This is a genomic window from Paenalcaligenes suwonensis (genome assembly GCF_011290505.1).
Lineage (GTDB): Bacteria > Pseudomonadota > Gammaproteobacteria > Burkholderiales > Burkholderiaceae_B > Paenalcaligenes > Paenalcaligenes suwonensis.
The window spans coordinates 237,822-264,189 of the sequence record NZ_JAANPV010000004.1; the positions used below are offsets into that span (position 1 = coordinate 237,822).

General features: G+C 50.8%; 26 protein-coding genes. 1 reads left to right on the forward strand and 25 read right to left on the reverse strand.

Translation table 11 applies throughout. From position 1 onward, the window contains the following. Positions 1 to 17: 17 nt before the first annotated feature. The 6 genes from GY634_RS08180 to GY634_RS08205 all read right to left on the reverse strand — a co-directional run bounded on the left by GY634_RS08180 (position 18) and on the right by GY634_RS08205 (position 6,481). Positions 18 to 968 carry a glycosyltransferase family 9 protein gene (locus tag GY634_RS08180; protein WP_166408046.1) on the reverse strand — a complete coding sequence of 317 codons (951 nt, stop codon included), beginning with the start codon at positions 966 to 968 and terminating at the stop codon, positions 18 to 20. Between the two features lie 63 nt (positions 969 to 1,031). After that, the gene (locus tag GY634_RS08185) at positions 1,032 to 2,093 is read right to left on the reverse strand and encodes a glycosyltransferase family 4 protein (protein ID WP_166408047.1); all 1,062 of its coding nucleotides are present in this window, start codon (positions 2,091 to 2,093) and stop codon (positions 1,032 to 1,034) included. A 10-nt stretch (positions 2,094 to 2,103) separates the two neighbouring features. Next, the gene (locus GY634_RS08190; RefSeq protein WP_166408048.1) at positions 2,104 to 3,519 is read right to left on the reverse strand and encodes an MFS transporter; all 1,416 of its coding nucleotides are present in this window, start codon (positions 3,517 to 3,519) and stop codon (positions 2,104 to 2,106) included. Between the two features lie 5 nt (positions 3,520 to 3,524). Then, positions 3,525 to 4,892: a bifunctional UDP-N-acetylglucosamine diphosphorylase/glucosamine-1-phosphate N-acetyltransferase GlmU gene (gene glmU / locus GY634_RS08195; protein ID WP_166408134.1), complete on the reverse strand. Its 1,368-nt coding sequence runs from the start codon at positions 4,890 to 4,892 to the stop codon at positions 3,525 to 3,527. A 28-nt stretch (positions 4,893 to 4,920) separates the two neighbouring features. After that, positions 4,921 to 5,607, reverse strand: coding sequence for a PhaM family polyhydroxyalkanoate granule multifunctional regulatory protein (locus tag GY634_RS08200; protein WP_166408049.1), 687 nt, complete (start codon positions 5,605 to 5,607; stop codon positions 4,921 to 4,923). Between the two features lie 37 nt (positions 5,608 to 5,644). After that, positions 5,645 to 6,481, reverse strand: coding sequence for an NUDIX hydrolase (locus tag GY634_RS08205; protein ID WP_166408050.1), 837 nt, complete (start codon positions 6,479 to 6,481; stop codon positions 5,645 to 5,647). Between the two features lie 144 nt (positions 6,482 to 6,625). On the opposite strand from GY634_RS08205, the gene GY634_RS08210 reads away from it, so the two are divergent. Then, positions 6,626 to 7,240, forward strand: coding sequence for an SCO family protein (locus tag GY634_RS08210; RefSeq protein WP_166408135.1), 615 nt, complete (start codon positions 6,626 to 6,628; stop codon positions 7,238 to 7,240). Positions 7,241 to 7,432: 192 nt separating this feature from the next. Here the strand turns inward: GY634_RS08210 and rpoH are convergent, their stop codons facing one another. The 19 genes from rpoH to GY634_RS08305 all read right to left on the reverse strand — a co-directional run bounded on the left by rpoH (position 7,433) and on the right by GY634_RS08305 (position 26,333). After that, entirely contained in the window at positions 7,433 to 8,332 is a 900-nt protein-coding gene (rpoH, locus tag GY634_RS08215) for an RNA polymerase sigma factor RpoH (protein ID WP_166408051.1), read from the reverse strand. 157 nt (positions 8,333 to 8,489) lie between these two features. After that, positions 8,490 to 9,275 (reverse strand): glycosyltransferase family 2 protein, encoded by a 786-nt coding sequence (locus GY634_RS08220; RefSeq protein WP_207625543.1) that lies wholly within the window; start codon positions 9,273 to 9,275, stop codon positions 8,490 to 8,492. After that, the gene (locus GY634_RS08225) at positions 9,276 to 10,130 is read right to left on the reverse strand and encodes an endonuclease/exonuclease/phosphatase family protein (protein WP_166408052.1); all 855 of its coding nucleotides are present in this window, start codon (positions 10,128 to 10,130) and stop codon (positions 9,276 to 9,278) included. A 4-nt stretch (positions 10,131 to 10,134) separates the two neighbouring features. Continuing rightward, positions 10,135 to 11,931, reverse strand: a complete 1,797-nt coding sequence (gene aspS / locus GY634_RS08230) for an aspartate--tRNA ligase (protein WP_166408053.1) — start codon at positions 11,929 to 11,931, stop codon at positions 10,135 to 10,137. Between the two features lie 26 nt (positions 11,932 to 11,957). Beyond that, on the reverse strand, positions 11,958 to 12,560 hold the full coding sequence (locus tag GY634_RS08235; protein WP_166408054.1) for a DUF502 domain-containing protein: 603 nt from the start codon (positions 12,558 to 12,560) through the stop codon (positions 11,958 to 11,960). A gap of 5 nt (positions 12,561 to 12,565) precedes the next feature. Then, positions 12,566 to 12,814, reverse strand: coding sequence for an FmdB family zinc ribbon protein (locus GY634_RS08240; RefSeq protein ID WP_166408055.1), 249 nt, complete (start codon positions 12,812 to 12,814; stop codon positions 12,566 to 12,568). 145 nt (positions 12,815 to 12,959) lie between these two features. Then, positions 12,960 to 14,231 (reverse strand): putative Na+/H+ antiporter, encoded by a 1,272-nt coding sequence (locus GY634_RS08245; RefSeq protein ID WP_166408056.1) that lies wholly within the window; start codon positions 14,229 to 14,231, stop codon positions 12,960 to 12,962. Positions 14,232 to 14,369: 138 nt separating this feature from the next. Continuing rightward, on the reverse strand, positions 14,370 to 15,293 hold the full coding sequence (gene ubiA, locus GY634_RS08250; protein WP_166408057.1) for a 4-hydroxybenzoate octaprenyltransferase: 924 nt from the start codon (positions 15,291 to 15,293) through the stop codon (positions 14,370 to 14,372). An 82-nt stretch (positions 15,294 to 15,375) separates the two neighbouring features. Further along, the gene (locus GY634_RS08255) at positions 15,376 to 16,581 is read right to left on the reverse strand and encodes an aminotransferase-like domain-containing protein (protein ID WP_166408058.1); all 1,206 of its coding nucleotides are present in this window, start codon (positions 16,579 to 16,581) and stop codon (positions 15,376 to 15,378) included. 140 nt (positions 16,582 to 16,721) lie between these two features. Further along, positions 16,722 to 17,663 (reverse strand): AraC-like ligand-binding domain-containing protein, encoded by a 942-nt coding sequence (locus tag GY634_RS08260; protein WP_166408059.1) that lies wholly within the window; start codon positions 17,661 to 17,663, stop codon positions 16,722 to 16,724. Positions 17,664 to 17,769: 106 nt separating this feature from the next. Further along, complete coding sequence (locus GY634_RS08265) at positions 17,770 to 18,285, reverse strand: c-type cytochrome (protein ID WP_166408060.1); 516 nt, start codon at positions 18,283 to 18,285, stop codon at positions 17,770 to 17,772. A 53-nt stretch (positions 18,286 to 18,338) separates the two neighbouring features. Further along, positions 18,339 to 18,869 (reverse strand): methylamine dehydrogenase light chain, encoded by a 531-nt coding sequence (locus GY634_RS08270; RefSeq protein WP_166408061.1) that lies wholly within the window; start codon positions 18,867 to 18,869, stop codon positions 18,339 to 18,341. Then, entirely contained in the window at positions 18,853 to 19,491 is a 639-nt protein-coding gene (mauD, locus tag GY634_RS08275) for a methylamine dehydrogenase accessory protein MauD (RefSeq protein ID WP_166408062.1), read from the reverse strand. Before mauD ends, GY634_RS08270 begins: the two co-directional genes overlap by 17 nt. After that, a complete protein-coding gene (locus GY634_RS08280) occupies positions 19,492 to 20,034 on the reverse strand; it encodes a MauE/DoxX family redox-associated membrane protein (protein WP_166408063.1) in 543 nt (180 codons plus the stop codon). Position 20,035: 1 nt separating this feature from the next. Continuing rightward, complete coding sequence (locus GY634_RS08285) at positions 20,036 to 21,229, reverse strand: amine dehydrogenase large subunit (RefSeq protein WP_242683649.1); 1,194 nt, start codon at positions 21,227 to 21,229, stop codon at positions 20,036 to 20,038. A gap of 22 nt (positions 21,230 to 21,251) precedes the next feature. Continuing rightward, complete coding sequence (locus GY634_RS08290; RefSeq protein ID WP_166408064.1) at positions 21,252 to 22,118, reverse strand: transporter; 867 nt, start codon at positions 22,116 to 22,118, stop codon at positions 21,252 to 21,254. Between the two features lie 47 nt (positions 22,119 to 22,165). Then, positions 22,166 to 23,641, reverse strand: a complete 1,476-nt coding sequence (locus GY634_RS08295) for an aldehyde dehydrogenase family protein (protein ID WP_166408065.1) — start codon at positions 23,639 to 23,641, stop codon at positions 22,166 to 22,168. Between the two features lie 531 nt (positions 23,642 to 24,172). Continuing rightward, positions 24,173 to 25,303, reverse strand: coding sequence for a 2Fe-2S iron-sulfur cluster-binding protein (locus tag GY634_RS08300; RefSeq protein ID WP_166408066.1), 1,131 nt, complete (start codon positions 25,301 to 25,303; stop codon positions 24,173 to 24,175). Position 25,304: 1 nt separating this feature from the next. Beyond that, positions 25,305 to 26,333, reverse strand: coding sequence for an aromatic ring-hydroxylating dioxygenase subunit alpha (locus GY634_RS08305; protein WP_166408067.1), 1,029 nt, complete (start codon positions 26,331 to 26,333; stop codon positions 25,305 to 25,307). Between the last annotated feature and the right edge of the window lie 35 nt (positions 26,334 to 26,368).

Consider the following 26,368-nt stretch of genomic DNA (forward strand, 5'->3'; position numbering starts at 1 on the left):
ACCGTACCGCACTTGCACTACTTTGCCAACAGGCTGCAACAGGCGCTCACAACTGTGTCTACCGTTACTGTTCCTATAGCTTGCCCTACTGTTGGCACCAGGCACACGGCATTAGGGCGCTTCCAAAACCATTCTGGTTTCGTTTCATCAAATACCGCTACCACAGGCACCCTACAACCTTGTGCTATATGGGAGGGCCCACAGTCATTTGTCAGTACTAAAGTCGAGGCCTGTACCAATGCACAAAGATCGGGCAAAGCGGGTTTATCCCAGATTTCGGCTTTATTGATGAGGTGCCAACGCGCGATACGATCGCGTTCTTTGCTCTCATCTGGCCCTAAAACAAAACACACTTTATCTACTACGTTATGCTCTAAACACTGTTCTGCAGCAGCCAAGAAGTTCTCAATACCCCACTTCTTAAACTCGCCCTCGCCGGCCCCAGGCATAACGGTTAAGCGGCGCTCTTGTGCTAACGATGTGCGCAACTCGGCGTTGGCCAACGACTCCAAACAGGCACAGGACACATCATAGGCATTCAAGGGCTGTAGTAAGTCCAATAACGCTAAATGCCCTTCGGTACGATAGACGTTCAAATCCTGCTTACAACGCTGAGTCCATACCCAATCCCAGCCCAACCTACCGCTATAACTTAAGCGCTTAGCTGGGCGCTTCAACAACGCAAGCAAACAATGCTTAATACTCGTGGTATGCAATGAAATCATCAAACCACAGGACGGATCAATAGCGGCTAGCTCATCTTTAAATGAATCGGCCTGAATTACCTGATCTACCCATGGAAGCTGGCGTAAGAATGCAAAAGCACCCGCGCGCACTACAACCTTGAGTGTTGCGTTAGGGTATAACTGTTTTAATTGCCACAGTGTGGCAAACATAGTGACCTGCGCACCGAAAAATGGACGATTACGTGCAAATACCACTATGGTTTGTGGCTCTATTCCTGCCATGTTCTCTCTAGATATAAAGAATCTTATAAAAGCTAGCAGCGTATGCTTCCCCACATACACTTGCTACGACTGACGCCCATGGTTGTACAAATCACAATAACGGTCAACCATCAGCGGGATAGCATGTTCTTCAACCACCCATGCTTCGGCTTTAGCCACCATGTCTCGGCATAAAGACTCGTCTTCCAGTAACTGATGGCATGCCGTAGCAATTGCTTCTGCATCGCCCACGTCACACAGTAGCCCGCGCCCCTCATCCAATACTTCAGGGATGCCGCCTGCACGAGTCGCTACCACCGCAGCCTCGTACAAAAAGGCATCTAGAATGCTAGAGCCCAATGCTTCTTGTTTGGAACTCAATACAAATACATGCATCAATCTATACATGTTTTCTATGTCGCGTCTAAAGCCTACGATTTTGTACACCTGCTCTAGGCCCAACTCTTGAATCAACTGCTGTGCTGCGGCGAGTTCGCTGCCCCCTGCACCAAAGTGTAAGAAGACAAAATCTTGCCGTTTTTGCCATAACGCATGCACTGCACGTACACAGGTTAATGGGTCTTTTTCAGGGGTGAATGCCGCGCATGTTGCCAACACAAACTTACCGGCCAAGTCTTGCTCTTCAGAAAAGGCAATAATTTGGTCTGGGTCTGGCGGCACAAACTCTACAGCGCTAGGAATAACTGCTACCTCTATACCCATTGCCCGTGGTGCTTGTGCTGCTGCTTGGCTAATCGCCACAAACTGATCCACACGCTCCCATTTCGCCAAGGTGCGCGCTGCTTTGGCGGGCTTCACCTCAAAACTGGTACGACGGGTATAGACAATGGGCGTTTGCAGCCATGACTTCATGGCCGACACTACTGTTAATGCACCTGCCGTCTGCACATGCACCACATCAAACGCTTTGCGATGACGCAGCAAAAACCAGAACAGGCCCGCATTCCCGCCTACACCTTTTACCCGTAAACCTGCCTGCGTCGCTCGCTTAAAGAGCGCTTCGCCCGTACGTGCTAAGACAGTGACGCGGTAGCCGCGCTGTTGTAGCTCGCTAGCGGTCAACAACGTCTGGCGCTCCCCACCACGCCATCCGCGCTCGAGGTTTACCATCAAAATATGCTGCATGGATGTTCTACTATAAAAAATCGGGATCTGTTTCGGGATTGCGCTGACGCACCACGTTAATCCCCAGCGCGACCAACGCGCAAATCACTGCGGCGCCTATACCCCAGACGGCACCTTGCTCAGGGCTGGCGCCAAACACCAACGCCACCAAGGCCGTGCCAAAACTTTGACCAAACACGCGTGTAGTCGCTTGCAAACCTCCAGCCACACCACTGCGACGACGTGGAACCCCGGCCAACATGGCTTTGTTATTGGGTGTTTGAAAGAATCCAAACCCTACACCGCACAGCATCATAGACACCATGATTTGCCAATCTGTGGCACCTGCTCCCCACCATAGCAAGGAAGAGAGCCCAATGGCTGTTACCACCATACCCACAATGCATAGCACCGCTACCGTAACGCGGCCAGACAAGTAAGCCGATAACGGTGCCATCACCACCACACCTAGTGGCCACATGCCCATGTACAAACCTATGTCGGCATAACTGGCTTCAATCACCTGCACAAAATAAAACGGCAAGCTCACCATGGCAGACATTTGGGTGGCAAAAGCAAACAGCGACGCTAAAACAGCATAACCTACTGAGGTAATGCGCAAGATATCCACAGGTACCACCGGTGCCTCTTGCTGCAACGAACGTGCCAACAAAATTCGCGCACTAAATGCCGCCACCACCAAACAACCTAAGGACCACATGGGGTGTGACGTTAGCAAGTCTAAGCCTAGAATGGCCAATCCAAAGACGGCAGCGCTCAATAGGCAAGCAAGCCAGTCAAACTCGCGGGATACGCGGGGACTTTCTGGTAAGTACCTCACACCTAGCCAAGTCAGCGCGCAAATAGGGACCGTGATGAAGAATATCCAGCGCCATGACGCCACATCCAACACAAACGCCCCAATGGAAGGCGCTAGCACGGCTGCTGTAGACACCACCACAACGTTCAAACTGATGCCCACCGCCAGCTTTTTAAGCGGGTAGATCATCCTTACCAAACTGCCAAACAAGCACATCAGCATGGAGGCACCTAAGCCCTGCATAATGCGCGACATCAGCAACATGGCAAAAGACTGCGAGAACGCCGCACTACACGACGCCACAAGAAAAATAACTGTCCCCGTCACGAACAAACGCCGCAGCCCTATACGCTCAGCCACAGCGGATAACGGCAATAGCGTCATCACAATAGTCAAACTATACGCAATGGGAATCCACACGACTCTGGACGCATTGATGTTCAGTTCTTCAGCGATGACAGGCAAGGCCACGTTGGACATTGCCGCGTCTAATACCGAAATTGCGATGGCTAACAGCAGCGTGATAACTGCCGGTATACGTTCGCGTAACGGCAAGCCATCAGGACCCTCACAACTTGCAGGGTTAATGACCTCGTCTTCAAGAGGAGAGTATTTTTCGCTTGGCACGTCGGTTATTTTTTTACAGGCCGTTTCCAGTTACTAATGGTGCTTTGTGGTGTGCGAGACAAGGTCAGTTCAGCATCGGGTGCATCACGTGTTAGCGTGGTGCCTGCGCCTATAGTTGCGCCTCTGCCTACACGCACTGGTGCCACCAACTGTGAGTCTGAACCGATAAAGGCATCGTCTTCAATGATAGTGCGGTATTTATTCACACCGTCATAATTGCAGGTGATGGTACCGGCACCGATATTGACCCGCTCGCCTATTTGCGCATCGCCTAGATACGACAAATGGCTAGCCTTGGTGTCTGCACCTAAGGTACTGTTTTTCACTTCTACAAAGTTACCCACAGCCGCACCGCGCTCCAGCACGGCACCGGGGCGCAAACGCGCATAAGGTCCGATGCTAGCCAGTTCTGCTGTACGGCTTTGATCTAAATGGCTAAAGGCGTGTACCACCGTACCTGCACCCAACTGCACATTTTTTAAGACGCAGTGTGGACCAACTCGTACGCCATCGCCCAACACTACATCGCCTTCAAACACGCACCCCACATCAATGTACACATCGCGGCCACATTGCAAGCTGCCACGTACATCAAAACGAGAAGGGTCCATGATGCTCACGCCTTGCTCTAGCAAGCGACGAGCTTGCTCAGCCTGCCAGGCACGCTCTAATTGAGCTTGCTGCACACGGCTGTTCACCCCCAAGGTCTCCCAAGGAAACGATGGATGTGCGGCATTAACCGCCACACCATCAGCCACCGCCAACCCTACCACGTCGGTAAGGTAGTACTCACCTTGGGCATTTTTGTTATCAATGCGTGATAACCAATCGCGTAACCGTACGGTAGGCGCTGCCATAATACCGGTGTTTACTTCGCGGATTTGGTGTTCGGCGTCAGTAGCGTCTTTGTGCTCCACGATACGACTGATCGTACCTTGTGCATTACGCACGATACGACCATAACCAGTGGGGTCGTCTAAGAACTCGGTCAAAATAGCCAAACCATCTTGACGCGCTGCTAGCAGTGCTTTCAGGGTATCGCTTTGCACTAACGGCACATCGCCATACAACACTAAGGTGGTGTCATCAGGATGCTCACCCAGCAGTGCAGGCTCCGCTTGCATCACGGCATGACCAGTACCCTGCTGGGGCTGTTGTAACACTACATGTATGTCGGTTTGGCCGGCCAAGTACTGCTGCAATTGCTCTGCACCATGACCTGCAACCACGACGATACGGCTGGGCTCTAGCTGACGCGCTGCCTCTACAACATGCATCAACATAGGTTTACCCGCAATGGGGTGCAACACCTTAGGCAATGCAGACTGCATGCGTTTGCCCATGCCCGCTGCCAGTATTACCACATTCAGCATCATGTTCCTGTATTCCTCAACCTAGTTATTACTTACTGCTTTTACGTGCACTTTTGCTCGCACTGGCACCACTACTGGGTGCTGTTGCGGCTTTCTTTACTGCTTTTTTCGCTGCCTTTTTGACCGCTTTTTTAGCGGCAGGATTGCGTGCAGCAGTTGACTTAGGCTTGGCCTCGCGGCGCATAGTGGAATCGCCTGAAACCGGCTGTACTACCCCTGCCATGCCATCTACCATGCTTTGAGCACTTTGCATGGACGCTGCAGTCGCCGAGGCAACAGCATTAAACTGCTTTTGCAGCAAATCCCAAACGGCTTGGCCTGCATCTTGCATACCTTGCTCGGCGGCCTTTTTCATACGCTCGTCAGCACCACTTGCCATTTGTTCACCAGCCATTTGAGTGGCTTGCTGAGCAAAGTTCTGCACAGTGCGCAATGTCGCTTTTTGAATTTCCAGACCCTGTATCGTGCCTTCCAACATGGACAGGTTTAATTTCAACCAGTTTTCCACCGCACGTAGGTCACGTAGACGTTTTTCTAGCTCTTCGGGTGACAGCATGGCAGCAGATGCATCAGCAAAGTTGCCAAAACCTGCCCCACCTCCCATGGATTCCCACGCAGAGCGCATCATATCTAACGACGCAAATAATGGATTCTGTGAGGAATCCGCATTCATACCACTTCCCATCATTCCGGGTATATCAAAAGGATTACGCATGGTTTTACCCCTTTTCACAAGCAGCTGTTAATGACTACTACGCTATGGTATCCGGTATTGAGGCACGGTGACAGATACTATCTAACGTCACCAGTTCAGCTTCCAAGGTAACTTCCCCTGCCACCGCCATTTCCCAATACTCTTCTACGCTGATATGGCGTATTTCGCTCACCTCGCCATCTTGGTTGGCGGGTTGTACATCGTGATCCAACACACAATCATTTACCCATGCATTTTCCACCTGATAGCCTTCAGGCAATCGGCGATGCATACGGGTAATCAAACGCATAGGTTCTAAAGCGTGTAAATCCTTGGCATATAGCCCGGCCTCTTCTTCGCTTTCTCGCAGCAATGAAACATCTAGGTCTTCTTGAGCGCTCACCAAACCGCCCACTAAGGTGTCCCACATATTCGGGTTGGTAGATTTATGGGCCGCACGTTTTTGTACCCATAAGCGGCCTTCAGGTGTCCATGCATTTAAGTGTACGGCCTGAGTAAGTAACCCTAACGGCCTAACGGCACCACGCTCTATAGCGCCTAAACAGCGCCCTTCAGCAAACACATCCAGTAATTCACCACGCCACGCCTTCACGAAACCGGCATCATTCAATTTATTGGCAATGCGTTCCAGCAACCTATTGGCCTGGACGGTGGGCAAACGCATATCGCCTATGTGTACCGCATCCCCATCACAACGTACCCCGTCTATGGTTAAGAGTTCAGGGATAGTTTCTTTGATAACCCAACCACACACACGACCGCAAAAGGTAAGAGGACGGCTGCCTACGGGAGGCAGTTCTTGAGCTTGAGCCAGCAACCATTTGAATCGTTGCCGCATTGGCTTATGCAATGAAGGGGAAATTTCGATTTTCATGTAAGAATTGTAGTGCAAGCATTCATGCCGCAACACTAGCCTATGCAGTTTTTTACATTAGACCTAAGCAGGCTAGCATTCGTGAATGCATAACCCAGCAGTCACGATACACTACATCTGATACTGATTAGCGACTTGCCTACTATGTTATTGCGTTTCCCTACCCTATCGCGTTTGCTACCCCTGCTGCTACTTAGTCTAGGATTAGCCGCCTGCTCCCCTGAACCCGACCCCCTACCGTTCGTGGGTAACGATATCTCTAAAGCTGGCATAGGCCGTACGCTAGAACTTGTGGATGGTCACGGCAACACCCGTCGATTAGCCGATTTTCAGGGTAAAGCGGTAGTGGTATTTTTTGGATTCACACAATGCCCTGACGTATGCCCCACGGCAATGGTGCAGCTAGCCAGTGCGATGGAGATGCTGGGCGACGATGCCAAACAGGTACAAGTACTACTGATTACAGTAGACCCCGAACGCGACACCCCAGAAGTCATGCAAAGCTATGTAGAAGCATTTTCGCCAGACTTCATTGGGCTAACTGGCTCCCCCGAGCAAATACGTAAAACCGCGCAATCTTTTAAAGCCTTTTACGCCAAAGCACCCACGGCACAAGCGGGTCAATACACCATGGACCACTCTTCCTCTTTTTATCTGCTTGATAAAACCGGGAAGACCCGTGTGCTTATGCGTGGCGATGCTAGCCCTGAAGACATCAAGCACGACTTGCAACTGCTACTGTCTTCTACTGCACCATAAAAAACGCGCATAAAAAAAGGACACCTGGGCAGGTGTCCTAAAGCATCTACTTCTATCAGAGAGGGGGAAGAGGAGAAGCCGAAGCAGATGCACGCAACGCCCCACAGGGATATGAAAGCGTTGCAGATACTACTTTGAGGGCCTATCTTCTGGTTAGTTCTCTACCTGATAAAACTTTTATGTAAGTAATTGTTACAACGCTACTTGCAAGTGCGTGCGCATTTTTTTCATCGCGGCTACTTCAATTTGACGAATACGCTCGGCGGATACCCCAAACTCGGCTGCCAGTTCGTGCAACGTAGCCGTTTGGTCATCTTGCAACCAACGCGCTTCAATAATGCGTCGTGAACGAGGGTCCAGTTTTTCCAGTGCATTTTCCAAACCTTCGCCCTGCAATGACTGCGTTGCACGCTCAGCCAATACTTGCGTAGGTTCAAATGCCCCTTCGTCGGACAAATAGCTAATAGGTGCAAAACCGTCATCGTCGTCATCCATAGAGGACTCCAATGCCAGTTCACCACCCGTTAAGCGTATTTCCATTTCGCTAACGTCTTGCGGACGCACATTCAACTCGCGTGCGATATCATCAATTTCCGCAGGGTTTAACGTCTGCCCATCTTCAGGGCGCATACGACGCAGATTAAAAAACAGTTTACGCTGCGCTTTAGTCGTAGCGATTTTCACCAAGCGCCAATTGCGCACCACATATTCGTGGATTTCAGCTTTAATCCAATGCACGGCAAACGACACCAGACGTACACCACGATCTGGATCAAAACGTTTAACCGCTTTCATCAGGCCAATATTGCCTTCTTGAATCAGGTCAGCCTGCGGTAGGCCATAACCTAGGTACTGGCGGGAAATAGACACCACCAAACGTAAATGGGACATGATCAATTGACGAGCAGCGTCAAGATCACTTTCTTTTTGAAGGCGCTGGCCGAGGGCCACCTCTTCTTCCGGAGTCAACATAGGTTGCGCGTTAACAGCGGAGATGTAGGCCTCTAACGTACCCAACGCGCCTGGATTGGATACAGCAGCTGCTAATTGAGTAGCAGGTGCAAGAGCCAAAGATTGCGATGTATGGGTCATGAATAATCCTGTATCAAGGTTACCAACCCCGAGAAAGCCTCGGCGCGATAACGAAGTCTCTGCATAATCCTTTTATTATTTTAGCACTCTAGCACACTGAGTGCTAAATAGGGAAACACATAATAAGAGGGCAAAAAGCGCAGAAAGTTCCGAGTTTTTATGTGTTTTTATCAGCTTTCTGTGTAAATTTCTTGCGCTGATACACTTTGCTGTAGCGGAAGAAAACGCCCGTTGCTTCGCCTACAGCAATGATCATACCCCTAGAGCCAGATAGAATGCCGGCTTGCAGAAAGTACGATCGAATAAATCGAAAAGCCGCTTTTAACACCACCACAGGGAAGGGGTATAAACGAGCGCGTTCTGAGTTGGCATATAGTTCGGAATAATACTGCGTTTTCACCAATAGCTGGCCCACATCGGTCACTGCTTCGTGCTCTAAACCACCCTTCAGACGCACCACTTGGCTGCGACCGTCTAGTTTTACCTTCTCGTGTACTTGGCTGTCTGTGAAGCAGTGTTGGCGACGGTTATACAGGCGGCATAACCAGTCTTTACCCCAACCATTAGTGCGTATGTGCTTACCGCAAAAATAGTTATTGCGCAGCACCTCGCCCACCTTGGTGTCTTCTTCTAGCGGCCAATCAGCTAACGCTGCCAACAATTGCGCGTTCACCTGCTCGTCTATGTCTAAAGACAGGATCCAATCGGTTTCCGCGTGTGAGGCCGCTGCATTCTTAGTAGGGCCAAAGCCCATAAAGCTGCCTTGCACCACTTTGACGTTGGGGTACTCGCTTAACAAGCGCAGCGTATCGTCCGTAGAGCCATTGTCATACACCACCACTTGCCTAAACGCTTTCAGAGCACTAATCGTACGGTGCACATGCGCAGCGCCGTTTTTCACAATGATTACCGGCGTGATGTGGGCGTAGATATCCTCGGCCATTTAGGGAAGTTCCAATTCGGTCAGTATAGGTGCGTGATCAGAGATCTGTTTCCAAGGCAAACCTTGCAGCACTTTAGCAGTACGCACAGCAAAACCTCGCTGGTAGATACGGTCCAGTCGTAAAAACGGAAATGCGGCGGGAAAAGTACGTGGCGGCAAGGTTAACCGCGCATTGCCATCCACGCCTAATTGTGGCGTATGGATTTCACTGCCGTCCTGCTTGGACCACCCACGCAACCAGCTCATGGGCTGGCGCAACGTAAACCCAGGCCCTGTCTTACCTTTCACCATGGAAGCAAAGGAAAACACCTCGTATAAGCCTAATTGCTTCACGAAGATAGGGGCTAACTTGTTATTCCAGTCGTTGAAATCGCCTGCAATAAGTAGCGGTTCATCATCCGGCACCAGCCGGTGAATTCTATCTACCAAAGCTTGTGCTTGGCGCGCTCTACCACCGCCAAACAAACCCAGATGCACCACAATACAGTGCACTGGCCTGCCCTCAATATCTACCACGGCATGAAGCAAACCACGCTGCTCAAGGCGGTGATCCGAAATATCTTCGTTCTCGTGGTGCAAGATAGGGTAGCGGGATAACAGCGCGTTACCGTGATCGGTAAACTCACGCACAGCGTTACACCCGTATGCATTACGCATGCGCAACACCGCCGCTAAGGATTCGTGTTGTGCGTCTAGCGTTGCTTGTTGATCATTTCGTCCCTGAACCTCCTGCAAAAACAGCAAGTCTGGGGACAGGCCATACAGGCCTAGCTTCAACTCTTCTAGAGACTCACGACCACCGGTGGCCGTGCGTCCCTTATGAATGTTGTAGCTGATGACCCGTATGATTCCCATAGCCTTAGGCGGGCTTTGCTTCCTGTGGACGCAAACGGATGTGCAATTCTTTCAATTGCTTCTCGTCTACACCAGAAGGAGCATGTGTTAACAAACACTGTGCACGCTGTGTTTTGGGGAACGCAATCACGTCGCGGATAGAATCTGCACCCGCCATCATGGTGATCATGCGATCCAAACCAAAAGCGATACCACCATGTGGAGGCGCACCGTATTGCAACGCATCCAGCAAGAAGCCGAATTTCTCGCGTGCTTCTTCAGCATTGATGTTCAATGCCGAGAACACTTTACTTTGAACGTCAGCGCGGTGAATACGTACCGAGCCACCGCCCATTTCCCAACCGTTCAACACCATGTCGTAGGCTTTGGCCTGTACTTTGGCTGGATCGGTTTCCAAGAAGTCTTCGTGACCATCTTTGGGGCTGGTGAATGGGTGGTGAGCCGCGTAGTAACGCTTGGTTTCTTCGTCGTACTCAAACATGGGGAAGTCTACAACCCACAATGGTTTCCAGCCGGCTTCTACTAAACCGTGCTTGCGACCATGCTCGCTGTGACCAATTTTGATACGCAACGCGCCAATAGCATCGTTCACAACCTGCGTTTTGTCGGCACCAAAGAAGATCAAATCGCCGTTTTGAGCGCCTGTACGTTCCATCACGGCACGCAGTGCGTCGTTGTCGATGTTCTTCACGATTGGGGACTGCAACCCTTCAGGGATGTTCGTCACATCGTTCACTTTGATGTACGCCAAACCTTTTGCACCGTAGATGCCTACAAACTTGGTGTACGCATCAATTTCACTACGTGGCATTTCACCACCAGCCGGTACACGCAATGCTACAACACGGCAGCTAGGATCGTTTGCTGGGCCGGAGAATACTTTGAAGGACACTTCACGCATCAAATCAGCGACGTCAGTGAACTCCAGTTTCACACGCATATCGGGTTTGTCGGAGCCAAAACGTTGCATGGCTTCTGTCCAGCTCATCACAGGGAAAGGCTGAGGCAACTCAACTTTCTGTACTGTGGAGAACACGTGACGAACCATGTTTTCGAAAATATCGCGGATTTGGAACTCGTCCATGAACGACATTTCGCAGTCGATCTGGGTAAATTCTGGCTGGCGATCAGCACGCAAATCTTCGTCGCGGAAGCATTTAGTGATTTGGTAGTAACGGTCAAAACCCGCCACCATCAACATCTGCTTGAACAACTGTGGAGACTGCGGCAACGCAAAGAACTCACCTGGGTTCACACGGGATGGCACCAAGTAGTCACGCGCGCCTTCTGGTGTGCTTTTGGTCAGCATTGGGGTTTCGATATCAATAAAACCCATGCTATCCAGATACTTACGCACTTCCATGGCCACACGGTAACGCAACATCAAGTTGTTTTGCATTTGTGGGCGACGCAGATCCAACACACGGTGTGTCAGGCGTGTGGTTTCTGATAGGTTGTCGTCATCCAACTGGAATGGAGGAGTCACCGAAGCGTTCAGGATTTCCAGTTCTTGGCAAACAATCTCTACTGCACCCGAAGCCAAGTCTGAATTCGCTGTACCTTCTGGACGTGCTTGAACCACGCCTGTTACACGCAAGCAGAACTCGTTACGAATACGCTCTGCTGTGGCAAACACCTCAGCATTTTCCGGATTCACAACAATCTGTGCCAGACCAGCACGATCACGCAGGTCAATAAAAATGACACCACCATGATCGCGTCGGCGGTGCACCCAGCCGAACAACGTAACGGTTTGTCCCAAGTGTTGGGTATTGACCTCGCCGGTATAGCAGGTACGCATCTAGGATGACTCCCTCAGTAAACGAATCAGAGAGGTGGGCGCTCAGTTGGCACCACAACTCCCATGGAAACAATATATTTAAGTGCCGCATCCACAGTCATATCTAGCTTGACCACATCAGACCGCGGCAACATCAGAAAAAACCCCGAGGTAGGATTGGGTGTGGTGGGCACATACACACTCACACACTCGACGGGCAACTTACCCACCACCTCACCACCTGGAGCACCTGTCAAAAAGGCGATGGTCCACGCCCCTTTACGGGGGTACTCAACCAATACCGCTTCACGAAATGCCTGCCCATTTGGAGCTAGCACCGTATCGCTCACCTGCTTAACAGAATTATAAATGGAACGCACCAATGGAATGCGTCCCAATAGCTTTTCCCACTGCTCAAACAGCGTACGGCCGATTAAGTTTGCCGTAACCAAACCGGTCAACAGCACCACAACCAGTACCAGTATGACACTGAAACCCGGCACTGAAATACCGAACAATGCCTCGGATGTCAGAAACGTAGGAACAAAGCTTTCAAGCGTATTGATCAACAACATGATGACCCAGACTGTGATCACCAACGGGATCCAGACCAATAGGCCAGTAATGAAGAATCGCTTGAAAAAACGCATAGCTGTTAGGAACCGCTACTATCGCTTGACGAACCACTGGAAGACGAACTTCCAGAATCAGAAGATTTTCCGCCATTACGGAAATCAGTAACATACCAACCCGAACCTTTCAATTGAAAGCCCGCAGCAGTCACCTGCTTTTGATAGGTATGTTGACCACAGCTAGTGCAAACCTCTAATACAGGGTCAGACATCTTCTGCAGTACATCCTGCTCGTGATGGCAGTTACTGCACTTATACGCATAAATAGGCACGACGCAACTCTAAAACAGTAGGACGAAACACAATTAGCCCATTCTAACGTAAACGGGCTAAATTCAGATTCCTGATTTTAGCCCGTTTACTGCTACATCGCACTGTTTATGCGCAACAGCCTACTTTACTAGGCATTTTTTTGCCTTAAACAGGCAACAAGAACATACCTGCTGCGATCAAGGTTGGTATGGCTGCCGACAGCAACAAACGCAATGGAGAAATAGCGCCGTCTGGGAATGTACCTTTCAAAATCGAGAAACCAGCGGGGTTGGGTGCGTTAGCAATCACAGTCAAACCACCACCCGTTACCGCACCGGCCACCAACATGTAGCGCCAGAACTCATTAGTTCCTTCCACCAACGAGCCCAGGTAAGTCAGTGCCGCGTTATCGGTAATGGCTGTCAAAGCGGTAGCACCCCAGAACAATACGAATGGAGGCAAGCCACCTAGCAAGTCTTGCAACCACCATTTCTGCAAACCGCCCAACACCACCAAACCAGCCAAGAAGAAACCTACCATTAGGCCTTCGCGAATCATGAGTGGGTTTTGGTGACGTGCGTAAGCATGGGCGTAACCGATAAACATCATCAGCAATGCCATGAAAATCACGGGGTGATGGGCAAACACCACTACACCTGCCAAGAACAGCATATGTATCACCATCACTACAGGTGGTACAGGTGGACGTTTTGCCTTAGTAATCACCGTGCTTGGGTCTGGCTCTGGCATCACCAATGCTTCGCGCGACAGCCATGTCAGTAACGCAGCGTTAATGATGACTGCCAATGCTGCACGCCAACCAAAATGCGTGAACATGTAGGCAGAATCCCAATTGAAGGTTTGCGCAACCATCAATACTGGTGGCGCAGCATAGGCGGTTAATACACCACCGATGGAAATATTTACGAACAGTACACCTAGTGTCAGGTATTTAAAACCATCCAAATTGGACTTAGAGAAGTAGCGATCTCTAATCATCAGCGCAGCCAATGTCATGGCAGCAGGCTCGGTAATCAACGAACCCGATAGCGGTACAAAGGCCATGATGATGAAAAACATGGCATATTCTTGACGTACTGGCACCAAGCGCGACAACAAACGCACAATCACCGACACCAACTCAAGAATCGGTCGGCTGGCCGCAATTACCATAATCACGAACACAAAAGCCGGTTCAGTGAAATTACGTGAATCCATGTATTCCACAGCAGTATCCAAACCAATGAATACGGCCACGTACACAAATAACACACAGGCCCATACACCGAAAACGGCTTCTACTTCTGACAGCAAATGCCATAAACCAGCATGCGAACCACCACGATTAGCAAGGCGCGCAAACACGGGAACGGAAAAAGTATGGACAATGGCGATCGCAAACAATACGGTTGCGACAACTTCCATGGTACTGGGCATGATCAACCTACTAAAGACTCACCCGACTGCCTAAGCAGTTGAGGTTCTGATATGGATATGAAAGCCACTGATTTTACACAGCGAATTTCGTAGGCACGATCTTTTTAGGGATTTTTTTAGTATTTATAAGGGTTTACCCTAGATTGTTCCAGCCAGCGCTGCCACGATCATCAAGACCCCAACGGTCATGTTGGCACGGAACAGCCCCAGCCCAAATTCTGGACGCTTAGGGTCAAAACGGCTTACCTGCCACACGAAGTGCACGGCAATCACCGCCATCACCACGAAGTAGCCCCAGCCCATGCCCATGCTATAGCCAGCCCACAGCCAACATAGCATCGCCAAAATATACAGACCGCCAATCCACTGTTTGCCATTATCACCAAAGCGTATGGCGGCTGATTTCAGCCCCAGCTTTACATCGTCGGCAATATCGATATAGCCATAAATAGCGTCGTAACCTATCTGCCATAACACCGTGCCCCACCACATGGCGATGGCCGCCAACGGCACAATATTTTGGGTATCCGACCACGCCATCAACATGCCCCAGTTAAACGCTATGCCCAAGACTGCTTGCGGCCAGTAGGTAAAACGTTTGCATAACGGGTAGATCACCACAATCGGCACCAACGCCAGTGCTAACCAACGGCTATAACTGTTAATCGCGAACAAAAACAAAGCTGCCACAACCAACTGCGCAAACACAAACCACAAGGCTTTTTTAAGCGTCAGTTGCCCACTGGTTAGAGGTCTGAAACGCGTGCGCTCTACTTGGTGGTCAAAGTTTCTATCAAAAATATCGTTGAAGCAGCACCCCACGCCACGCATCAACAACGCGCCTAGCGAGAAAATCAGTAAACGCCACCAATCGGGCACACCGTTAGCAGCCTGCACCAATGCCGCAATCGTTGGCAATAACGTCAGCCATGTTCCTACTGGCCTATCTAGCCTACACAGCCTTGCATAAGGTCCCCACGCAGCGGGCAACCAACGCGCCACCCAGTCGTTGTGACGTATATCGTTCAAATCAATGCGTTCTGGCGTTTTTAATGCAGACATGGCAAACAATGGCAGTAGAAAAAAGTACAGCCGTGCAAAACACGGCTGTGTGTGATGATAACGCGAAAATCGCCTTGCAGCGTTATGCCTGTAGCTCTTCGCGTATCAACTGGCCCAGTATTTCTATGCCCTTACGGATTTTTTCTTCCGATACGGTCACAAAACTTAGGCGTAAGGTATTACGTTTTAACCCTGCACCTGAATAGAAAGGTGCGCCGGGCACAAACGCCACGTTGCGAGCAATCGCTTTTTCTAGCAAACGCTCAGCGTCCAACTGTTCAGGCAACGTTACCCACAAGAACATACCGCCCTCGGGCTTAGTCCACTGCACAGAATCTGGGAAGTGCGCATCTAGGGCCTCTAGCATGTAGGTGCATTGGCGTTGGTACAACTCGCGCACCACAGGCAAGTGACGGCTTAGAAAACCATTTTGAATAGCGTTATACACCGCCATCTGCGTCACGATCGCCGTGTGCAAATCGGTAGCTTGTTTAATTTGCACCAGTTTATTGATGATTTCTACTGGCGCCACGATATACCCCAACCGCAGACCAGGTGCCAATACTTTAGAGAATGAACCCAAGCGAATCACCGTTGCACCCGCTTTACGCCCCAGCGCCAACAAACTAGGCTGTGGCGTACCGGCATAACGCAGCTCGCCATACGGGTCGTCTTCCACCACGGGGATACCTGCCGCCGCACAGCGCTCTACCAATTCTTGGCGACGTTCAGCCGTTAGGCTAATACCCATGGGATTCTGAAAATTAGGCAACGTATAAATAAACCGTGCACCCTGCGCTTTGGCCGTGGAGACCTCGGCCGGTATCAAACCTTGCTCGTCCGTCGCAATCGCCACGTACTCTGGCTCAAATAATGAGAACGACTGCAACGCCCCCAAATAGGTAGGCGACTCTACCAATACTTTGCTACCGGGATCAATGAACAGCTTGCCCAACATATCTAGAGCTTGCTGCGAGCCTGACACAATCAATACTTCATCAGGTGACACCGTAAGGCCATCGCGACTTAAGTCCTTTGCCACCCACTCGCGCAGTGGTCTATAGCCTTCGGTAGGGCCGTACTGCAAGGCCTGTCGGCCTTCTGTCGCCAACACGTTATCGTAGGCCTGACGCAATTCTTCAATAGGGAAACCATCTGCAGACGGCAACCCGCCCGCAAAAGAAATCACTTCGGGTCTGGTCGTAACTTTAAGGATCTCTCGGATGGCCGAGCTGGTTAGTTTTTGTGCTCGCTGAGAAAAAACAAAAGAAGGCGTATGTGCAGTCATGGCGCAAAAATCAACAAATCAGGGGAAATGCAGGCAGCAACCTGCTCGTTACAGTACAGATTATCGTATTCAACTCACTAGGCATAGAGCCACGCAGCAACACTAGCGGCGTGTGCGCAACCGCTATTTCAGGCTAGTGCCTAGTTGGGTGTTTGACGCCATGCCGTAGGCGACAAGCCATATCGACGTCTAAACGCATGGCTAAATGCGGTGGCATCTCTAAAGCCGTATTGATAAGCCAACTCGGTAACGGGGCGTTGATAGTGCGGATTCGCCAGCAACTGTTTGCAGGCTTCTAAACGTTGGCGCTGTATATAGTCGGCTGGCGATAAATTTTGCAGGGCGAACAGCTTATACAAATAGCGCCGCGAATAACGGAAATGCGCACAGAGTAGCTCTACCCCTAATGCAGGGTCGGTCAGGTTTTCGGCAATGTAGTGCTTCAGCTTCATCAACTGCACATGCTGCACGGAGTCTTGCTCTTGTTCTAGGGTGACATCCGCACATTCACTCAGTTGTGCACCTATAAGGTGTAATAAGGCTGTGGCAACACCACCTGCTGCCACATCAGACAGCAAAGGACGCTGATGCAACGCCCCTAACAGCATTTGGCGCATTAACTGGCCGCTGCCTTCTTGGGTTTCAAAACGCCGTACTAAAGCCGCCTGCAGACACGGCAGCCAGCTTTGCATATGGCTAAGCCCCAACTGCAACACCAACAAATGAGCATCGGCATCCACGTTAATCGTATAGGGACGAGTGGTGTCGTACAGTGCCCATTGCCCAGCATGCAGCAATACCCTGCGGTTCTGTTGGTGAATTTCGCTCACCCCAGAAAGCTGCAGCGATACTTTGTACAGTGCTGATTCAGTACGGTCTGCCAACGCATGTGTGCGGTCTACTTGCAGCGCTGTACACCGCATTTCCGTCACCATTAACGACCCTAATTGTTCGTTAATCGCCGTGTTGGAAAACGGTTGGCTACCTTGAGCCTTTACATCCAGCGGTACAAATGTTTGCGACAGAAAGTCACTTAATAACCCCACATCTTGAAAATGCAGTGGCGAAGCTTGCAACAACATTTTCTTCTCCTAGTCGTGCTGCTATATCTCATCCCCTACTTTTATTTATCGTTTTTTCTTGGCTTTGCCTAGACAGACAAACCCCAACTAATCTACCACACCGGGTTTAACGCCCCGCTTGCCCGAATAAATAAGGCGCTGGCTCCCAGCCTTGTTCTGACATCTGTTGCTCTAACGCCTTGCGCGCTTCGGCCACATCGTCAAATTTGTACGGACGTGATGCCCCTACCTCTGCCGCACTGAACAACCTGAATTTTCCGCCATCGTATTCGTCAGGGCTAAAACGAGCCACCACATAATTCAACACCATCGCTAATTCATCGTTATTCAACTGCGATTGTGATGCACCCGGCACTCGTATCATGTACGCACGACCATCGGGAATTCGGCTAAACAGCCCTATGGAGTCTACAAAACTAGGAATGCCACGATTTTCAGCACCTTTGCCATCAAAACGGTGGCAGCCTGCGCATTGCAGCATGTAGTCTTTGTATACCCCTTCACTGTTTAAAAAATAGGCTAATTGGGCATCGCCATCGGTAGGCAAGGGGCGCTTTGCCTCTGCTGCATTGGCGCCCAACCCTGACACACAGCCCAATAGAACCAGTATCAACGCTCTCATTCTTGTACTCCAAACCAAGAGGTCGGTAAGCCACTGGCTACCGACCCTTTTTCTTAGTTTTTAGCTAAGCCTACCAACACAGACGTTGTGCAATGGAAGGTGCTGTTGTCGTTTGCCATGCACCAGTTCACGTCATTATGCAGGAAGAACTCGTACCCAGGACGCTCACGCGTTTGGGTATTACATCCACAACGGTTACACGCCGTTTTCCCACAACAATCGTTATAACTGATGAGGTAATCTTTGCCGTCATACGGGTTATGACACGTACCCACCCACGAAATGGGCGAGGCTGTGGTGCCGGGTGGGCACGAAGACGCCGTACCACCACAACACGAACACAAGAACCCGTCTACTGCGCAATGACGCCAGTAGTCGCACGAGTTAAATTCCTCTTCAGGAATCTCGTTCGGGTCTAACCCCGTTAATTTAGGCGTATTGCCTGCTCGCGCTACGGGCAATACCGGCAAGATAGCAGCCGATGCCACCATCACCTTCCCCAAACCGTTTAAAAACCCACGGCGTGAAGAACGATGTGCCAAACGCCTAGACACACGCTCCCCTAAGTTATCCAACCAATGCATTTGCCTTCTCCTTACGTGAAACGTTCACGTCCTTCATCTCTGTAGTACGCAGGTAATCCTGCATGGACGCCACACCCAGCTCTTTGGCTGTAAACAGACTCTCCAACTGCTCGCGCGAATTGATCAGTCCTTTAGCGCGAATCACACCGTTTTCATCCATAAGCACAGCGTAAGGCAGCTTGCTGATGTGAAAACTCATGCCCAATGGTGTAGACAACAAGTAGGGGAATGGATCTAAACCTGCTTGCTTATAAAATGCCAAGTGCTCAGGCATTTCACCATCACTGGCCAACACCACTCGCAACCACTGCTTTTCAGCTTGTGCGATAGAACGCAAGATAGGCAGCAGCTTCTTACATACAGGGCAGGTAGGCGACAGGAAGAACAACAATTGGCTGTATTGGCCTGGCACGCCAATGCTCTGTGGTCTGCCCACAATATCTGTTAGCTCAAACACAGGGGCGGCGCTACCTACTTCTGGCCCTTTATCCATGGTTAACGCACCCATAGGCGCTACGCGCTCATACAGCACACCGATTTGTCGTGATAGCGCCAATACCAACACCACCAGCATCAACACCACTACCCACAACACAATATTTGAAATCACTAATCCACTCATTTAGATCTCCTTGAGTTTTTGTAATTTGCTATGCGATTCAATCAACATATTCAGCGCGTGGTACATCCCTAGCAATGCTAAGGTGGCACCAAAAAAAGTCAGGCCATCTACCCAGCCCAAGGCACGCTCGGGTTGGCTGATTGGCAGCCAGACAGCACTTAGCACCACCAGCAATAGCGCATTACGTACCACCAACCACCACGACAACCCGGCTGATTGATCTTTAAGACTGCCGCAGCCGCAGGCTACATCGGTGTGACCACGTAGCAAATTGATGGCCATGGCAGCCGTTGCCACTACCAACAACGCACTGGCTACCACGCCCCCCAACACGCGTGTACTGGGCCACAACAACAGCAATGCGGCCGCCAGCTCCGTTGCAATAAACCCTCCTGCAACCAGACGCACTGTCAGCTCAGGCACCAAGCGGTATGCCGATACAGCGCCTTCGAACAAACTGAAATGGCGGATTTTTTCTAGGCCACTGGCCAGTAATAAAACACATAAACTGGCTGCGGCAACGTACCCCAAAATAGGATCCATACTAGCCTCCGTTTTTCATCACCACGTGAGGCTCTACCTGTAGCGCTGCCTCACCGGCATTTTCAATGGTGCGAATCAGCGTAGGTGTATCGCCGCTAATATCAAAGATATGCACGTTGCCACCATCAATACCCAACAAGCGCTGCCCGGGTTCGTCTACAGAAATAGACAGAATCCCCATGCCTGGCACACGTGCGATGCGTTTTTTAGTGGGCAGATCATAGACCCAAATTTCTTCGGCAGGTGACTTATGCGTACCTTCAGCACCACCAGAGTGCATCAAGACGTACAAGCGCTCTTTTCCTTCATCTGCTGCCAACAAGTTATAGCCGCCCGGTGTCCAACCCGCTGCCCTGTCTTGCTCGTCTAGCAACGACCAGCTAGGCTCGAAACTTACTTTGTCGCCATTGAAATCAGCGGTGTACATGGTGCCGTAGAAAGACACGTAGTTCGCCTTGTTATTCACCATGGCCTGAGCAATGAAAACAGGGTCGTCTTGCACCGAGAACATGCGCTCGCTGCGGTGCTGTGACGCTACTTTCCCGTTTTCATCTAGATCAATGGTCAGCAACGTACCATCACCACACACTGTCATAAAACTGCGTGGGCGATTTGGCAGTGGATTCACGCTCCAGCAACCCGCTACGGCAGTGATTTCCTCTACGTGCTCACCCTTTTCTACGTCCACGACGGCAACCGAAATCGCTGGTGTGGCGTTTTGCAGAATAATGAATTTTCCATCCGTGGTTTGGCGGAACATGTTGCGGTAGTTCAGCCCTTGTACACGGTTGTTAGGCAAGATGATTTCTCTGTCGAAAGTAAGCCCTTGGGCATCCCAAACTTCTACCACATCGGTACGTTTTCCACGGGTAACGCGCTCGTGGTAAGTCGTCATGGTGTAGATTTTTTTGCCATCATTGGACAACTGCATGTGGCCGTTGAAGCTAGTGGGAATCATGCCCAAAAAACGGCCGGTTTTACCGTCAAACACGTGCACACGGCTTTCGGTCATGTGCATAAATACCGTATCCATAACGTAAATACGGTCTTGTGCATCGGCCGATAGTTTCTGCCCGTCAGTCAGCGTTTCCAACGGTTTAAATTGTTGGGCTTGGGCGCCAAGAGCCACACTACCCAATACCATCGCCGCTACCCAGCGGGCACTGGTTCGCATGATATTCTGGGTTAATCGCATTGTCTTCTCCTGAGTAAATACGTTAGAACGCATAGGCATAACGCAACTGCACACCATTTAACCGGGGGCCATTACGCACCTCTAGGTCGTGGATATACTGCAGTTGCACTTGATGCTGATCATTAAGTTGATGAGTAATTTCGGCCGCCAACTGATGGCTATTTGCCGACCCCACTACCTGTGTGCCATTCACTTTTTCTTTGCCGCCCGTTTCATAGCGGTAGCGCATACCCACATACGTAGACTCTGTCAGATTGGTGGACAGTAACGCCATCAACCGCATAGACGGGTCTTTCTTGAGTGTTGCACCGTAATAGTTGGTGTTTTTACCGTAGAACTCGAACTCTGCTACCCCTTCAACGTAGCTGCTTTCCCCGAAACCTTGGGCAAAGGCAAAGTCTTGCACGGTAGTCCAGCGATTAGCACCGGGAGACAAGTCTGCCCTTGAGCCGTGATAACGGCCGGTGGGCACCGTCACAAAAGGTTCCCATGCAAAATAGGTGCGGCTTTCTTCGTTATTCACAAACCATACCGCCGCCCCCAAGCTCACATCGCCCACGCCTTGCATATGCTCACGGGGATTACCCATGTTTTTTCGCAAGACCGGTACGATGATCTCGTATTGCACGGTTTTTCCAGCTAGCTCGCGATAATGCATTTGCCTATAAATAGCCATTTGCATATCCATACCCGGCGCGCCCGAAATACGTTTACCGTTTTCGTACATGCCATGTGAACTTAAGCTCGCCATATACCCTACTAGCAAGTTAGTGCCTACTGGCGCAGGCAACCAGTCCCGCGCACTGGGGTCTCCGGCCACACTACTGCCACTTACCACTAGCCCTGCCATACACAGCCACACCCTCACTGTTTTACTGGGAATTCTCATGTCTCCTCCCCCTGTGTTTTTTATGGATGCTGCGTTAGAGCGTTACGTCAGGAAGCATAGGCAACACACACCGATTTAGTGTCCAGATAGGACTCCACCGCTGCTTTACCATGCTCACGCCCCAGCCCAGATTGTTTGAAACCGCCAAAGGGCATGTGTGGATCCAGCATGTTGTGCGTATTGACCCAAACCGTTCCGGCTTTAATCGCATTCACCAAACGGTTTACGCGGTTTAGATCATTACTCCACACACTGGCGCCCAGCCCGTATTCCGTTTGATTCGCAAGGCGTATGGCTTCTGCCTCACTCTCAAAACGATTAGCCACCAACACTGGCCCGAAGATTTCTTCTTGCGATACGCGTGCCATGATGTCCACATCGGCAAACACCGTGGGGCGTACAAAGAAACCTTGTTCAGGACGGTCTTGTGCTTTGGTCAGCAATCTCCCTTCTTGCTGACCAATTTTGATGTACTTCTGCACACGCTCTTGTTGGCGAGCAGAAATCAGCGGAGCAATCTGCGTGCTCTCGCTAAAGCCATCGCCTAGCACCATGTCGTCTGCTAGCTTGGCGATGCCTTGTACTACCTCTTCATAAATACTGCTCTGAATATACAAACGCGAACCCGCTGTACACACTTGGCCTTGGTTAAAGAAGATGGCGTTAGCTGCGCCTTGAATAGCCTGCTCTACATCACAATCATCAAAAATCAGCACCGGAGATTTACCACCCAATTCCAGTGCAACTTTTTTCATGTCTTGCGCCGCTTGGCGGGCAATGATGTAGCCCACCTCGGTAGAACCAGTGAACGAAATCTTGTTCACCAATGGGTGTGCAGTCAGTGCCGCGCCCGTACTATCGCCACGACCAGTAATCACGTTCACCACACCGGCGGGGAAACCTGCTTCTAGTACCAGCTCTGCTAAACGGATAGCCGTTAACGGTGTTTCCTCTGCGGGTTTGAGCACCACAGTGCAGCCAGCAGCCAGCGCAGGCGCAATCTTCCACACGGCCATCAACAAGGGGAAGTTCCACGGCACAATCGCAGCCACTACGCCTACAGGCTCCAAACGGGTGTACGCGTGATACCCCGTATTTGGGGGAAACGGAATAGATAAATTCAGCACATCGCCAGACACTTTCGTGGCCCAACCTGCCATATAACGCAACCACTGTACCGCAGAGGCAACTTCCATGCCCAATGAGAAGCGCAGCAACTTACCGTTATTTAGGGTTTCCAAACTTGCCAGCTCATCGGCATGCACTTCAACCACATCAGCCAGTTTCAAGAGCAAACGCTCACGCTGTGCTGGCAGCATAGTTGTCCATGCAGAATCGGTTAGTGCACGGTGCGCAGCCTGTACTGCTTGATCCACGCCTTCTACGCCGGCCTCTGGCTGCATCGCAATTACAGCGCCTGTTGCGGGGTTATACACGGGGATGCGGTCACCATGACTTTGCTCTACCGCTTTACCCGCGATAATCATGTGCTCACGAATGCCCTTTAGCTGTTGTACGGCCATGCCCAAGTCTCCTGTAGAGGGTAATTTTCACGGCCTGAGTATATCCACCCTACTTTTGGCTACTTGTGCCGTTGTGCATGAGCATTTGTGCTATTGGGCACCTTTGGGCTAAACCAAGGGTATTCACCAAGAAAAAAGGTACATACTTAAAGCATGTACCTGATGGTGGGGTGTTGAAAAGCTGGATTCATTGCTGATGCTGGTTCAGGGTAACGGCTGTATTCATCGCACACGCTGAGGGACTGCGGAACAACTTTTTGTGATTTGAGACACCAAATCAAAAAAGTTTTCCTCCGCCACCCCCGATATATCTGAAACTGATAGGTTTACTGCCCTTTTATCTGCCACAGAAATAGAAAAACCTGACAGCAACCACCAAAGCAAAGGCCGTGGCAAGCAACGAAGGAAAGGCGGATGGAAGTGTTTTTTTATTTGGTTTACAAATTAAAAAATACTTTCGCAGCCTTAGGCTACGGCAGACAGTCGTTAGTACGCAGGCTGTTACTAGACAGTAGTTAGGCTATCTACCACTTACTCCGCCAACTCAATCACCACCGCACCTCGCGGTTTAGAACAGCACAACAGCACTTTGCCCTCTGGCGGCATATCTAGCGGCTCTTCTACGTATTCCACCTCACCCGATACCAAGGTGCACATGCAGCTATTGCACAGACCCGATCGGCAGTTGAAGTAAGGCTCTAACCCTTGTGCTTCTGCAAAATCCAGTAATGAGGGTTGTGCTGGATCCCACGCTAGAGCCGAGGTTTTACCCACGAACTCTACTGTCTCGCCTGAAGCATCCACGGCTTGCGCTGTTGTGGGCGTAACGCTTACAGAGGCTTCGTCTGCTACTGCTACCTCACTGCCCACTGGCTCTTTTTCCAGCACAGTGGCTGTACCAAAGAACTCGTAATGGATACGGTCTTGAGCAATGCCTAGGCTACGCAGCATCTGCCATACGGCTTGCATGAATGGTGTGGGGCCGCACACGTAGCATTCGTAATCATCTAGCGGTAACCAGCTTTGCAAGTGCTCACGCGTCAGCAGCCCTTCTACCTTAAACGCTGCGTGTTGGCGGTCGGTGTCGGTAGGGGTCAGATAGCAAAGATGGCTATGCACATTGGCTCTCTGGGCCACCAAGGCTTGAACTTCACTCGCAAATGCGTGCAAATTGCCGTCTTGGCAACCGTGGATGAAATCCACACGTCGGTCTGAATGTTGTACCAATTGCTGCAACATGGCGAGCACCGGCGTTACGCCCACACCACCACTGATCAACAGCACCGGACGTTCGCTATTTTGGTTCAACACAAAGTCGCCCAACGGCCCTGCCGCTACCAACGTATCGCCTACGTGCACAGTGTCGTGCATGTGCTGCGAAATCACGCCAGCCGGAGCATCGGGAAACTCTGCGGGCGCTGCTTCGCGCTTTACGGCAATACGTAGTCCAGCTGGGTTACCCGGTGCTGCCGCAATGCTGTAATGACGTAAGTAAGATTGGCCCTCTAGGTCAAACTTGAAGATCAGGTACTGCCCGGGCTGCCACGTTGGCAACGCTGAGCCATCTTCAGGTTGCAGCACAAAAGAGGTAATACAGGCACTTTCAGCAGTTTTAGCAACGACCTTATACCGTTTGAACTGACGTGCATCGCTTGCTGACATCTCAGACACCAACCTCTGCCTGCTCGGCGTCAATTAATTGCTGCAAGCGACGACGGAAGCGCATAGGACCGGAGTCTATAGGCAAATCTAACGCCGCGGGGCGTGCATCCATACCTACTTGCACCAATTCCAAGATAGCTTTGTCTTCGCTGAACGCAAAACGCACATCTTCGTTGAACTCGCGCGAGACTTCTTCGTCGTTAGGGCTGAAGTTACGCAACTGGAACCAGAAATAGCGCGTGTGTTTGTCGTCAACGGGCGTTAAGAAGTTATAGGAATCCATCAAGAACACATCTGGATGATTCACTGCTTCTTCTCCGCCACTACCGGCTGGCACAAAGATAGCCTTGATCACCGCTAGCGAAGGGAAACGCACTTCGTACTGCTGTTTTCTATCGCAATTACCATCGAACTTCACAAACTTCTTGTAGAACGGTGCCACATCTACATCTTCTAGCCAGCGAGATACCGTCACACCGTTGTCGGCCATGTCCACTTTCAGCGGCTTACCAATCATGGAGGCACTGCCAAACGAGGTTTGGTGTACCCACGATACGTGGGATGGGTCTAGCAAGTTATCGGTGACATACAGGTAGTTGCAATCAATGGTCATGGCATCACCACTGTTTACACCCCAACCTTCACGACCCCATTCGGGGATATCAATGATTTTGCTTTCATCGGCCAGCGCCGCATCGCCCATCCATACCCACACCATGCCGTAACGCTCAGCACAGGGGTACTGACGAACCACTGCTGCACGCGGAATTTGCGCCACACCTGGTGCTTTCACACATTGGCCGGAGCAGTCAAACGTCAAACCGTGATAACCGCACTCCACCTCGTCGTTAATCAACCGCCCTTTGGACAGCGGCAGACGACGGTGCGGACAGGAATCTTCCAATGCCACCGGAGTGCCATCCTGTTTGCGGTACATCACAATGTTCTCATTCAGCATTTTCACCGCATGAAGCGACTGCCCCAATTCCGATGACAATGCCCCTACATACCAGGTATTACGCAAAAACATGCTTAGCTCGTTTTCTATTCAGTCAGTGAGTAACA